The 12,382-nt window shown below is 71.3% G+C and carries 10 protein-coding genes; 4 read left to right on the top strand and 6 right to left on the bottom strand.

All coding sequences use genetic code 11. From position 1 onward, the window contains the following. Positions 1-75 precede the first annotated feature (75 nt). The 3 genes from IW256_RS29265 to IW256_RS29275 form a co-directional block, all read right to left on the bottom strand. Positions 76-1,008: a carbohydrate ABC transporter permease gene (locus IW256_RS29265; RefSeq protein ID WP_197014015.1), complete on the bottom strand. Its 933-nt coding sequence runs from the start codon at positions 1,006-1,008 to the stop codon at positions 76-78. A gap of 108 nt (positions 1,009-1,116) precedes the next feature. After that, the gene (locus tag IW256_RS29270) at positions 1,117-2,373 is read right to left on the bottom strand and encodes an ABC transporter substrate-binding protein (protein ID WP_197014016.1); all 1,257 of its coding nucleotides are present in this window, start codon (positions 2,371-2,373) and stop codon (positions 1,117-1,119) included. A gap of 117 nt (positions 2,374-2,490) precedes the next feature. Continuing rightward, positions 2,491-4,518, bottom strand: a complete 2,028-nt coding sequence (locus IW256_RS29275; protein ID WP_197014017.1) for a ligand-binding sensor domain-containing protein — start codon at positions 4,516-4,518, stop codon at positions 2,491-2,493. Positions 4,519-4,717: 199 nt separating this feature from the next. Between IW256_RS29275 and IW256_RS29280 the strand changes: the two genes are divergently transcribed. Continuing rightward, positions 4,718-6,679, top strand: coding sequence for an NHL repeat-containing protein (locus tag IW256_RS29280; RefSeq protein WP_197014018.1), 1,962 nt, complete (start codon positions 4,718-4,720; stop codon positions 6,677-6,679). A gap of 108 nt (positions 6,680-6,787) precedes the next feature. Here IW256_RS29280 and sigJ read toward each other — a convergent pair whose 3' ends face one another. Beyond that, positions 6,788-7,678 carry an RNA polymerase sigma factor SigJ gene (gene sigJ, locus IW256_RS29285; RefSeq protein ID WP_231403976.1) on the bottom strand — a complete coding sequence of 297 codons (891 nt, stop codon included), beginning with the start codon at positions 7,676-7,678 and terminating at the stop codon, positions 6,788-6,790. Between the two features lie 122 nt (positions 7,679-7,800). On the opposite strand from sigJ, the gene IW256_RS29290 reads away from it, so the two are divergent. From IW256_RS29290 to IW256_RS29295, 3 genes are all read left to right on the top strand, one after another. Then, on the top strand, positions 7,801-9,966 hold the full coding sequence (locus IW256_RS29290) for an MMPL family transporter (RefSeq protein ID WP_197014020.1): 2,166 nt from the start codon (positions 7,801-7,803) through the stop codon (positions 9,964-9,966). Between the two features lie 60 nt (positions 9,967-10,026). Continuing rightward, entirely contained in the window at positions 10,027-10,149 is a 123-nt protein-coding gene (locus IW256_RS42395; RefSeq protein ID WP_269217950.1) for a hypothetical protein, read from the top strand. 92 nt (positions 10,150-10,241) lie between these two features. Beyond that, a complete protein-coding gene (locus tag IW256_RS29295) occupies positions 10,242-10,676 on the top strand; it encodes an ester cyclase (RefSeq protein ID WP_197014021.1) in 435 nt (144 codons plus the stop codon). 159 nt (positions 10,677-10,835) lie between these two features. Here IW256_RS29295 and IW256_RS29300 read toward each other — a convergent pair whose 3' ends face one another. Both IW256_RS29300 and IW256_RS29305 read right to left on the bottom strand, forming a co-directional pair. Further along, entirely contained in the window at positions 10,836-11,588 is a 753-nt protein-coding gene (locus tag IW256_RS29300; RefSeq protein ID WP_197014022.1) for an SDR family oxidoreductase, read from the bottom strand. Beyond that, the gene (locus IW256_RS29305; protein ID WP_197014023.1) at positions 11,585-12,379 is read right to left on the bottom strand and encodes an enoyl-CoA hydratase/isomerase family protein; all 795 of its coding nucleotides are present in this window, start codon (positions 12,377-12,379) and stop codon (positions 11,585-11,587) included. The genes IW256_RS29300 and IW256_RS29305 overlap by 4 nt, the downstream gene beginning before the upstream one ends. Between the last annotated feature and the right edge of the window lie 3 nt (positions 12,380-12,382).

Consider the following 12,382-nt stretch of genomic DNA (forward strand, 5'->3'; position numbering starts at 1 on the left):
GCCTCCGCAGCCGTGCGGCCGGCCTCCGCCGCTGTGTACGCGGCCGTCCCGCCGGCCCCCGCGTCGACGTCACCATCAGTCCTCCCGCCCGACGAACCGGCGCTGCACGAGTGAGACGACCAGCACGACCGCGAAGAGCATCAGTCCGATCGCGCTGGCGTAACCGAAGTCGAAGAACTTGAAGCCGGAGTCGTACAGCAGGTACACCAGCGAGTAACTCGCCCGTACCGGCCCGCCGCCGGTCATCACGTACATGGCGTCGAAGACCTGGAACGCCTGGATGGTCTCGATCACCAGCACGAAGAAAAGGACCGGCCGCAGCAGCGGCAGCGTGATGTGGCGGAACCGCTGCCACGCGCCCGCGCCGTCGATCATCGCCGCCTCGGTGAAGGAGCGCGGGATCGACTGGAGCCCGGCCAGCAGGATCAGCATCGAGTAGCCGAAGCCCTTCCACGCCGAGGTCACCGCGATCGACGGCAGCACCGCCCCGGCCCGTCCGAGGAAGTCCACCGGCCCGGCGGAGACCAGGCCGAGCAGCCCGTTCAGCAGGCCGTCCTCGGCGTCGTAGATCCACTTCCAGATCACGGCGGCGAGCACGATGCTGGTGACGTACGGCAGGAAGAACACGCCGCGGAAGAAGCCCCGCCCCCACACCACCTGGTGCAGCAGCAGCGCCGTGCCCAGCGAGAGCAGCACCGTGAGGGGAACGAAGACCACCACGTAGGTGAGGGTGACGATCAGAGCCTCGCGGAAGAGGTCGTCGCCCGCGAGCCGCGTGTAGTTGTCGACGCCGATGAACGACCACTCGCCGCTGAGGCTGTAGTCGGTCAGCGACAGCAGGAACGCGCCCGCGGTCGGCACGAACCGGAACACGATGAACAGCAGGAGCATGGGGGCGACGAAGAGCAGCCCGACGCGGGCCTGCCGGAAGCGTCTCCCGGAGACCGGCGCGATCCGGGACCACGGGCGCCGCGTCCCGTCCCGCCGTTCCTGGGTGGACAGAGTCACCGGCGCCTCCAGTGGTGCGGGTGCGGGCCGGGGTCCGAGCGGCCCGCACCCGGTGGTTCGGACGGGATCAGTGGGGGCCGGACGCGCGGTCCGGGCCTCCGGGTACGGTCAGCGCTGCCTCGCCAGCAGGTCGTCGGCCTGCTTCGCGGCGTCGTCCAGCGCCTGCCGCGGCTCCTTCTTGCCCGTCAGCGTGGCCTGGATCTCCGCGCTGAGCAGCGACATGACCTGCCGGGCCGACACGTTCGCCTCGCCCGAGTGGGCGTAGGGAAGCGCCTCGGCGAACTTGGCGGTGGTCTCGTCGGCCGCCGGCGCCTTGACGTCGGTGCGCGGCGACAGGAAGCCCGAAGCCGCGGTCAGGCTGGTGATCCGCTTGGGGTCGATCATGAAGCGGAGGAACCTGTCGGCGTTCGCCTTGTTCTTCGACCTGGCGTTGACGCCGAGTCCGCCGGGCAGGCCGAATCCGACCTGCTTCCGGTGCCGCAGCGGCAGCCCGACGATCACGTTCTCCTTGCCCCAGGCGCCGGCGGCGATCTTGACGTCGGCGGGGACGTTGGCGAAGCCCATCGCCACCTGCTTCTTGCCGAGGGCCTGGTCGGCGAACACGTTCTTGTTGCTCAGCCCGCTCTTCGGGACGGCCCCGTCCTTGTACAGGTCGACGAGGAAGGTGAGCGCCTCGACCCCGGCCGGGCCGTTGAACGCGGCCTTCTTCCCGTCCGGCGTGAACACCGTTCCGCCCGCCTGCCAGAGCAGCGGGTAGAAGTTGAGGTTCAGGCTGGCCTCGGGCGAGGCCGAGTAGTCCAGCGTGGCCACCCCCGCCTCCTTGAGCTTGGGAGCGGCGGCCCTGATCTCGTCCCAGGTCTGCGGCGGAGTCTTGATCCCGGCCTTGTCCAGCAGCTCCTTGTTGTAGATCGTGCTGGTGATCGTGTGGTAGATCGGCGCTGCGTAGAGCTTGCCCTCCACGCTGAGGGCCTTCAGCGAGCCCGGCAGGAAGCTCGACCCGGCGCCCGCGGTGACGTCGTCCACCGGGGCGAGGGTCCGGTTCTGGACGTACTGGGGCACCTGGTCGGGGCCCAGCAGCACGATGTCGGGACCGTTGCCGCCGGCGAGGGCGGTGGCCACCTTCTGGTCCCGGTTGTCCCACGGCTGGAGCTCGATCTTCAGGTCGAGACCGGACTCGGCCGCCTCGAAGTCCTTCTCGATCTGCTGCCAGTACGTCCTGCTCGCCTGCTGGTCGGCGATCACCGGGTACATCCAGACGGTGAGGCTGTTGGAGGAGGCGTCGGAGCCACCACAGGCCGTGGTGAGCGCGGCGGCGGCCGAGAGCACGGTGAGCGGCGCCAAGACGCGGCTGAGGATGGGTTTCATTGAACCCCTTAGTCCAGTGGGGGTGCGGCGAGCTCCCCCGGGCGATCGGTGGGGGGTTTGGCAGACGGGGAACTAATAACGGCCTGGGCCGAAACTAGCCGGAGTGGTTTTGGGCTGTCAATGGGGTAGCTCGACCCGGAACAGCTCCGCGCCATGGCTGAACAGCAGCCGATGGTCGCCCTGAGCCGCCAGCCGGCGGTGCGGGTGCTCGACGACCACCGTCGGTGCCCGTCCTGAGCTGGGATCGATCCGGTAGATCCGGTTGCCGTCCAGCCCCGCGTAGAGGGCCTTCCGGGTCGCGACGATATCGCCGCCCGTAGTGCCCGAGCCCAGGACGAAGCGCTTGAGGACCGTTCCCGTGCGCGGATCGACGGAGAATACGGTCTTTCCGGCAACGCCCCAGAGCTTTCGGTCAGGGCCGATGGTGACGGAACCGACGGTTCCCACCCCGGGCACGGGCGCGGTCTCCCAGAGCTTGCGGCTCCGGGCGACGTCCCAGGCGAACACCGTGCCCTCCGTGCGGGTCGGCGGCGTCGTGCCGAGGCCGCCGGTGATCGACGTCCCGCCGTAGACGACGCCCTTGCGCGAGGTCAGGCCGAACACGCTCTGGTCCTGCACGACGTTCCGGGTGACCTGGGTCTGACCCGTCCCGGGATCGTAGATGGCCAGGGCTCCGCCGAGGCGGTCGCCCTCCGGCACCGTCCCCACGGCGATCTTGCCGTCGACCTCGGCGAGGGCGCGCGCCCGCATCTGCAGCTCGGGCTTGAGGTTGACGGCGAGCCGCGGGTTGTCGGGGGTGCCGGGCGGTCCCGGCGAGTACTCGGGGCTGCTCCACGGCTTGGCCGGGTCGTAGGAGTAGAGCCGGGCGTCGGGATACGCGCCGATCCACACCCTTCCGTCGGAGGCCTCCAGAATCGACTCCACCTGGGAGAAGCGGTTGAACACGGTCTCACCGGACTCCGGGACCAGCGAGAGGCCGCCGTTGAGGAATCCGCCCGCGTAGGCCCGCGTCCGGCCGCCCGCGACCGACATGATCTCGATCGGCTCGCGGCGGACGTCCGTCGGCAGGATCGCGTACTTGCCGGTCTGCGGGTTGTAGCGGAACATCTCGCCGCGCCAGAGCGTCCCCACGATGCTCTTGCCCGGATAGTCGGGCAGGTCCAGCTCGGCCCATCCGATCGAGCGGGCGTTCTGCACCCGGCCGGTGAACGTCAGGCCGGTACCGGTGAGCTTCCTGGCAGCCGGGTCGTAGCGTTTCAGCTCGCTCTGCTGGATGAGATAGATCTCGCCCTCGGCTCCGGCGGAGGAGACGTCGAGCCCGTGGGCGTCGGGGATCTCGTCCGTCCACTGGCCCGAGGCGACGTCGTAGACGAACAGCGGGCTGGGGAAGGCGCTGCCGATCCGCACGTAGAGGCGACCGTCCCGGGCGTTGATGTCGTAGACCTGTTTGCCTTCGATCGAGCCCAGGCCCGGCGGCGGCGGCAACTCCCGTGCGACCCCGGTGGCAGGGTCCAGTTCGGCGATGTGCGCTTGGGCGTAGGAGCCCGTGTAGACCTTGCCGTTCATGTACGCGATGCTCTTGACGTACGTCTGCCCGGGGACGGGCTGGCCGTAGTCGCGGACCTCGCCGGTGCGCGGGTCGTACCGGAACACCCGGCCGCCCGGCGACGTGCCGCCGTAGACGTTGCCGTCCTGGTCGGCGGTGAGCCGCCAGATGAACGACTGGCCGGCCAGCGGCCGGCCCAGGTCCTCGACGGTGTCGCCGGCGCCGGGTCGCCAGCGGTACAGGTGCCCGTCGTTGTACGTCCCGGCGTAGACGGAGCCGTCCGGCGCGGCGGTCACCGCCCAGCCGCCCTCGGCGCCCGGCAGCGGCGCCGTGACCAGCCTCGCGCCGCTGGCCGGGTCGACGGCGTTCAGGTGGGCGGGCTTGCCGGTCGAGACGTTCCAGAGGGCGGGGCGCCCGCCCGGCCCGGGGGCGACCACACCGCCGATCAGCAGGACGTCGGAGAGCGGCACGCCGAGCGGCACGACGGTGGCGCCGTCCCGGGCGTGCGAGGGGACGGCCGAGGCGGGCGCGGCGCCGATCAGCGGGACGAGGACGACGGCGGCGAGCGCCGCCGCCGTGATCGAGCGTGGTGTGGGCACGGGACCTCCCGGTGGTGAACCTCTTACGGTCTTGGCCGAAAGTGAAACGCCGCCGATCCGTACTCGTCAACCCCTGAGCTCATGGCGAGAGCATGCCTTTTTACTGCGGTACACGTCGACAAGGAGGCTAATTTCGGTCTTGACCGTTACTTGTCCGGGTTGCTATCTCTACGGGGATGTCGAGGCGAGGAGCCGATCAATGAGACGAGTCAGAGCCCTGCTGGGGGTGCTGCTGCTGTTCGGAGTGACGGCGGCGGTCGCCCCCTCCGCGTCCGCGGCGACCCTGGAAAGACTGCCCTCGCTGCCTCTGAGCAGTGTGACCACGCCCGGCGGCACGGTCGTGGAACGCCCGGACGGCGTCTCCTACCTCTATACGGTGTCGACCGTGGCCTCCGGCAGCGCGCTGTTCTCGGTCATCGACACCCGGGACGGGAGTCGCGAGTACGAGCTGCCGCTGCCGGGCGCGCTCGGCACCTGGGCGGTGACCGCCGGTCCCGACGGCAGCGCGTTCATCGGCAGCTACTCGTCCGGCAAGGCCTTCCACTGGACCTGGGGCGCGAGCTCGGTCACCGACCTCGGCACGCCGCTGCCGGGTGAGACCTTCATCTGGTCGGTCGCCGCGGACCGGGAAGGACGGTTCTACGGCGGCACCTCGCCGGGCGGCCGGCTGTTCCAGTACGACCCCGCCACCAAGAACGTGCGCGACTACGGCCGGCTCGTCGCCGGAGAGCAGTACGTCCGTTCCCTGGACGTCGCCCCGGACGGCACCGTCTACGCGGGTGTCGGCGCCCACGCGAACGTCGTCGCCGTCGATCCGGGGACCGGGGACAAGAAGCCGATCGCCCTTCCCGCCGGCCTCGACACGGACCAGTACGCCTACGACGTGCGCGTGATCGGCCGGTACCTCGCGGTCCGCTTCGCGGCGTCGGCCTCGGCCGGGGAGCTGTGGGTGTACGACCTGGCCAAGGGCGCCTGGACGCACCACGTCACCGGCGTGTCGAGCGTCGGCCTCGTCGCTCACGGCAACCGGCTCCTCTTCCTCCGCGGCGGTGACGTGACCGCCCTCGACCCTCGCACCGGATCGCTCCAGAAGATCGCCGTGGTCGAGTCCGCCATGCTCCTGCACGCGGTGGGCCTCGTGTCCGGTAACGACCTGCTGGTGAAGGCCAACACGGGCGGCATGCTCTGGCGGGTGGGGCTCAGGTCGGGGCGGGTCGAGAGCTTCCGCGCCGACCTCTCCGAGCAGCCGACCGCCCCCGAGTCGCTCGCGCCCGGACCGGACGGCAAGATCTACGGCAGTGGCTACCTGTCCGGCGGCCTCGCCAGCTACGACCCGGCGACGGGCGCCATGGTGGGGTACAAGGGCGTCGGCCAGATGGAAGGCATGGTCACCATCGGGGACAAGCTCTACATGGGCGAGTATCCGCGGGCCCAGATCTACGAGTACGACCCCGCCGAGCCGTGGGCGCCGGGCACCAACCCGCGCCGGATCATGGACCTGTCCGGGCAGCGGCAGGACCGGCCCTTCGCCATGATCAACGCGGGCGGGGTCCTCGCGATCGGCACCGTCCCGTCCTCCGGCGTCCTCGGCGGCGTGCTCGCGTTCTACGACCCGTCCACGGGGAAGTCGCGAGTCCTGGACGACGTCGTCCCCACGCACAGCATCGTGGGACTCACTCATCACGACGGCGTCGTCTACGGCACCACCTCGGTGTGGGGCGGCAGCGGCATCGGCCCCAAGGAGTACGACGCGAAACTGGTCGCCGTGGACGTCGCCACGGGGACCGTCCGCTACACCACCGTTCCCATGCCGGGCGAACGCTCCTTCAGCGGCTTGACCACGGACGACAAGGGCCACATCTGGGGCTACTCGACGTGCGGGATCTTCGAGTTCGACCCGGCCACCAGGAAGACCCTGCGGACGGCGAAGTACTGCGACTACCCCTGGGACACCGTGAACCACGTCTGGCGCGACGCGGCCCTCTTCTTCGACCCCGCCGACGGGTACCTCTACGGCAAGGCCCAGGCCAAGGTGTTCCGGATCGACCGGAGCACCCTCGCCTACACCCAGCTCGTCCGGCCGATCTCGCTGCTCACCCAGGCCCCGTCGGGCGACCTCTACATGTCCCGCGAATCGATGTTCTACGTCTATCGCAAGTGACCGGAATGGGAAGTTCACTCCCCTGACACGGCGCGAGCACGGGAAAGGTGAGGCGCAGTCGGCTTCTGCGCCTCACCTTTCGGTGTCATGTCGGGGTACCGGCTGCGGTCAGCCCAGGTTCGGGATCTTCGCGAGCTTGTCGGGGTTGCGGATGAGGTCGATCGCGGTGATGAGTCCGGCGTCCACGGTGAACGCCAGGACCGACAGTTCGCCGTCGCCGCTGCGGATGACCAGGCCGGGGGCGCCGTTGACCTCGGCGGGCAGGATGTCCATCGAGCCGACGGCCCGGGAGTGGCCGATCATCATGGGGGCCACCCGTACGGCGTTCCGCTCGATGCGGTTCAGGGTGCCGGCCTTGCCGCCGCCGTCGCCGCGCAGCACGACGCCGGGGTCGAGGAGTGCGATCAGGCCGGGCAGGTCGCCGTGCTGGCAGGCGGCGGTGAACGCCTGGACCAGTTCGTCCTGTTCGGCGCGCGTGGCGGGGGTGCGGGGACGTCCGTCCTCGACGTGCCGGCGGGCCCGGGAGGCGAGCTGCCGCACCGCGGCCGGGGTGCGGCCCACGACCTCGGCGATCTCGGGGAACGGGACGCCGAACACGTCGTGCAGGACGAACGCGGTGCGCTCGGCCGGGGAGAGCGTCTCCAGGACGACGAGCAGCGCCATGCTGACCGACTCGTCCAGGGTGACCCGGTCGGCCGGGTCGGGCGTGGCGGCCTCGACCAGCGGCTCGGGCAGCCAGGTGCCGATGTAGCGCTCGCGGCGGGCGCGCGCGCTGCTCAGCACGTCCAGCGCCAGCCGGCTGACGGTGGTGGTCAGCCAGGCGGCGAGGTCGCGGACGCCGGCCGGGTCGTCGAGCCCGCGCAGCCGCAGCCATGCCTCCTGGACGCAGTCCTCCGCCTCGACCAGCGAGCCCGTCATCGTGTACGCCACGCGCAGCAGCCGCGGCCGGTCGGCCTCGAAGGACCGTGCGAGCAGTTCCTCGGTGTCCCGGTCGGTCATCGCCATGCCTCTTTGACGACGCGGCGGGGCCGAGTGTGACACGGCCGCACCGGCGTCACACCTGGCGCGGTCGCGTCGTCAACCACGAAACCTGGCAGGCCGACCGCACCGGAGACCAGACCATGACACTGACCGAGTTGCCCAGAGAAGAGAACACCCGGCCGCCCTCACGCAAGGGCGTGTTCGTCCGCATCGCGGGCCTGGCCCATCGCCGCCGATGGCTCGCGCTGATCCTGTGGGTCGCCGTCCTGGGCGGCGTGTGGGGCGTCGCGTCGGTGGCGGGCGACGACTACCGCAACGACTTCTCCCTCCCCGGGACCGAGTCGCAACAGGCCGCCGACCTGCTGGAGCGGCACGGCGCCGCGCGTGCCGGGGACACCCTCGCGATCGTCCTGCACGACGCCGGCGGGCTGCGCGGGCCCGGCGTCGAGCAGCGGGTGACCTCCATGCTCGGCGAGGTCGCCGGGCTGCCCAAGGTCGGCCAGGTCCGCAGCCCGTACCAGGACGCGGCCATCAGCAAGGACGGCACGATCGGCTACGCCACCGTGACGCTGGACGTCCCGTCGCAGGACATGCCCAAGGCCGACACCCAGCGGATCTTCGACGCCGCCCAGAAGGTCGAAGGCGGCGGGCTGCGCGCCGAGGTCGGCGGCGACGCGGCCCGGCTGCTCGGCCAGGGCGGGACGGGCGCCGCCGAAGGCGTCGGCCTGCTGGCCGCGCTGGTCATCCTGGTCCTGATGTTCGGGACGGTCGTCGCCGCCGGGCTGCCCATCATCATCGCCCTGTTCGCCGTCGGCTCCACGGTCGGCGCGATCGTCGTCGCCTCGCACGTCTTCACCATCGCCGACTGGACGCCGCCGGTGATGATCCTGGTCGGCCTCGGCGTCGGCATCGACTACGCGCTGCTGATCTTCGCCCGCTACCGCGCCGAACTGGTGCGCGGCGCGGACCCGGAGGCGGCCACCGTGAACGCGCTGGACGCCGCGGGCCGCTCGGTGTTCTTCGCCGGCTGCACCGTCATCCTGGCACTCCTCGGTCTCGTCGCGTTCGGGCTCGGGTCGCTGCAGGGCATGGCGCTGTCGGTCGCGCTGACCGTGCTGGTGACGATGCTGGCCTCGCTGACCCTGCTGCCGGCGCTGCTCGGCGTCTTCGGCCACCGCTTCGCCCGCCAGTTCGCCCGCCGCGCCGGGCGGCGCGAGGCCAAGGGCCGGGCCGCCGAGGGGACGCACTGGCGGCGGCTCGCGGCCCTGGTGCAGCGGCGCCCGCTGGCCGCGCTGCTGGCGGCGGGGGTGCTGCTCGGCGCGCTCGCCTTCCCGGCGCTCGGGATGAGGCTCGGCTTCTCCGACGCGGGCAGCGACCCGTCCGGCACCACCAGCCGGCAGGCCTACGACCTGCTCTCCAAGGGTTTCGGGCCCGGGTTCAACGGCCCGCTGCTGGTGGTCACCGACGGCGGCCCGGACGCCGCCGCCGCGGCGGCACGCGCGCTGGCCGGCACCCCGGGCGTCCAGGCCGCCGGCGCCCCGGTGCCCACGCCGGACGGCGGCGCCGCGACCGTGCTGGTGTTCCCCACGTCCGCGCCGCAGGACCAGGAGACCTCCCGGCTCGTCTCCGCGCTGCGCGACGACGTCCTGCCAGGGGTGTCCGCGCGGAACGGCGCGACCTACCTGGTCGGCGGGTCCACGGCCGCGTCCGAGGACTACTCCGGCAAGGTCGCCGACCGGCTGCCGCTGTTCATGGCCATCGTCGTCGGATTCTCGCTGATCCTGCTGATGGTGGTGTTCCGGTCGGTGCTCGTCCCGCTGAAGGCCGCACTGCTGAACCTGCTCAGCATCGGCGCCGCGCTCGGCGCGATGACGCTGGTGTTCCAGGACGGCTGGTTCGGCGTCGAGCCCGGCCCCATCGTGGCGTACCTGCCGGTGATGGTCTTCGCCATCGTCTTCGGGCTGTCCATGGACTACGAGATCTTCCTGATCTCCCGCATCCACGAGGAATGGACACGCTCCCCGCACGACCCGTCCCACGCCGTCCGGGAGGGCCTCGCCCACACCGGCTCGGTCATCACCGCAGCCGGAGCGATCATGGTCGTGATCTTCGGCGCGTTCATGCTCAGCCCGGACCGCCTCCTCCAGCAGGCCGGATTCGGCATGGCCGTCGCGATCCTCGTCGACGCCGTCGTCATCCGCTGCCTCATCGTCCCGGCCGCCATGGAACTGATGGGCCGCCGCGCCTGGTGGCTGCCGGCGCCGCTCGCCCGCCTGCTGCCCAGGCTGGAACTCGAGCGGCACTGAGCGCGCGTCCCGCCATGGACGAGCCCCGCGCGTAAGCCGGCCGCACCAATGGCGATCCTGATGGCATTGGCGGCGGCCATGCACCTGCGCCGCAAAGAGCCGTCCGGATTGCCGGTCACCTCCATCCTGTTCGTCCTCGCCGCACTCGTCGCCGTGGGCCGATTCGGCCCCTACGGCTGGTGACGGCCCCAGGGCCGGGCCGTACACCGGCGACCACGTTCTCCGCTGCGAGCAGCGATATCCGCCCAGCATCCTTTCCACACCCGAGGAGCGACATGTCAGCAGCCGAAGCGACACGCAACAAGGCGACCCTCCGGCGCTTCCACGACGCCCACAGCTCCGGCGATATGGAGGTCATCTCCAAGACGATCGACGAGGTCGTCCGGCCGGACGTGCTGATCCGCACACCCGTGCCGATCGAAAGCACGGGAGCACAAGCGCTGAAGGAGGTGTTCACGGCACTCCATCACGCCTTCCCCGACCTTCACGTGTCGGTCGAAGATCTGATCGCCGAGGGGGACAAGGTCGTCTCCAGGAACATCGTCACCGGGACCCACCAGGGTGAATACATGGGCCTGCCGCCTACCGGCCGGTCCGTCGCCTACAGCGAGATGTTCGTCGTCCGCTTCGTCGACGGCCGGGTCGCCGAGACCTGGGCGGTCGTCGACGTCTTCTCGCTGATGCGACAGCTCGGCGCGATTCCGGCCTAACGGGGCCATTTCCAGCCCGTTCGAATGGCGACACTGTCGACGGTTCAGCAGGTGCTGCTCGCGGCGCGACCGAGCGCGCATCGCGAGCCTCGAGGCAGGCAGGTCACAGGGGCCCTGCCTGCCTCGGGTCGCTGTCTCCCCGAGGGGCGCCCGGCAGGGTCAGCGGAGGGAGTTGCCTCCGTCGGTGATGAGTGAGCGGCCCGTTATCCAGGCGGCCTTGTCGCCGCACAGGAACGAGATGACGCCGGCGAGGTCTTCGGGGGTGCCCGCGCGGCCCAGAGGCGTGGCGCGTGCGGCGGCGGACAGGAGCCGTTCCGGGTCAGGGCTGATCGCGTGCAGCGCGTCCGTGGCCACCACGCCGCCGCTCACCAGGTTGACCGTGATGCCGTCGCGGCCGAGTTCCACCGCGAGGTAGCGGACGACGCTCTCGGCCGCGGCCATGGCGGCGGCGATCGCGGCGTATCCGGGGACGTGCCTGCTCGTCCCGGTGCTCACGGTCGTCACGACCCGGCCGCCGCCGGCCAGTTGCGGGTGGGCGGCCGCCACCAGGGCCAGGAGGGAGCCGACGCGGGTGGCGAACATCTGCTCGTAGGTGTGCCAGGGCGTGTCGAGGGCCGTTCCCAGGGACGGAGAGGTCGAGCCGAAGCCCGTGGCGTTGGAGATGACCGCGCGGACGGGGCCGAGCCGTTCGCCGGCCGCGCGCACGAACTCCGCGCATTGGTCCCGGTCCGCGACGTCCAGCGCGAAGGCGGCGGCGTTGCCGCCGATGCGGTGGATCTCATCGACGACCTCGGCGGCGGACTCGGCGTTGCGGTGGTAGCCGACCGCCACGGCGTATCCGTCGCGTGCGAGCGTGAGCGCGGCCGCCCGGCCGATGCCGCGGCCGGCGCCGGTGATGACGGCGGTCTTCATCGGCGTTCCCCGAAGGTGATGTGCTCGTCGTCGGCCGCCTCGGCGTAACGGCGCCGCGCGTCCTCCTGGAGTGCCCTGGATTCGGGGCTGGCCAGTCGCTCGGCGAAGAGCGCGGCCTCCAGGCGGAGGCCATCGGTGAGCGGCAGCCGGGCCCCGTCGACCAGTGCGCGTTTCGCGGCGGCGAGCGCGGCGGCGGGACGGGCCGCCATGTGGCGGGCCAGCCGGAGCGCCTCCGCCTGGAAGCCCGCGGCGGGGAGCACCCGTTCGACGATCCCGTACGTCCTGGCCTGCTCGGCGGTGAGGACGTCGCCGGACAGGACGACGTCGGCGGCGCGCCCGGGGCCGATCAGCCGGGCCAGGCGCTGGGTGCCGCCCGCCCCCGGAATGATGCCGAGTGCGGTCTCCAGGAGGCTGAAGTGGGCGTCGGCCGAGGCCCAGCGCAGCGTGCACGCCAGGGACAGTTCGAGGCCGCCGCCCCACGCCTGGCCGTCGATCGCGGCGATCACCGGCTGGGGGATCCGCTCGGCGCGCCGCATCGCGGTGTACCAGATCCTGGCCCGCGGCACCGGTCCCCGGGAAAGCTCGGCGAGTTCGTCCAGGTCGGCGTGGGCGACGAAGTAGCCGGGGACGCCGCTGGTGAGCGTCACGACCCTGATGTCCGGGTCGGTCTCCAGCCGGGCGAGCTCCGCGTCGAGCTCTTCGAGCGCGGCGAAGGTGAGGAAGTTGCGCGGAGGGTTGCGGTAGGTGAGGACGGCGACGCCGCCGCCGTCCTCCCGGCTCCACATCGTCATGTC

This window comes from Actinomadura viridis, from assembly GCF_015751755.1.
GTDB classification, from domain to species: Bacteria; Actinomycetota; Actinomycetes; order Streptosporangiales; family Streptosporangiaceae; genus Spirillospora; species Spirillospora viridis.

Bases quoted from the DNA above. Each gene is read 5' to 3' on its own strand.
- IW256_RS29305 (WP_197014023.1), bottom strand. From the start codon at position 12,379: ATGACGATGTGGAGCCGGGAGGACGGCGGCGGCGTCGCCGTCCTCACC.
- sigJ (WP_231403976.1), bottom strand. From the start codon at position 7,678: ATGACCGACCGGGACACCGAGGAACTGCTCGCACGGTCCTTCGAGGCC.
- IW256_RS29270 (WP_197014016.1), bottom strand. From the start codon at position 2,373: ATGAAACCCATCCTCAGCCGCGTCTTGGCGCCGCTCACCGTGCTCTCG.
- IW256_RS42395 (WP_269217950.1), top strand. From the start codon at position 10,027: ATGGCATTGGCGGCGGCCATGCACCTGCGCCGCAAAGAGCCGTCCGGA.
- IW256_RS29295 (WP_197014021.1), top strand. From the start codon at position 10,242: ATGTCAGCAGCCGAAGCGACACGCAACAAGGCGACCCTCCGGCGCTTC.
- IW256_RS29280 (WP_197014018.1), top strand. From the start codon at position 4,718: ATGAGACGAGTCAGAGCCCTGCTGGGGGTGCTGCTGCTGTTCGGAGTG.
- IW256_RS29300 (WP_197014022.1), bottom strand. From the start codon at position 11,588: ATGAAGACCGCCGTCATCACCGGCGCCGGCCGCGGCATCGGCCGGGCG.
- IW256_RS29290 (WP_197014020.1), top strand. From the start codon at position 7,801: ATGACACTGACCGAGTTGCCCAGAGAAGAGAACACCCGGCCGCCCTCA.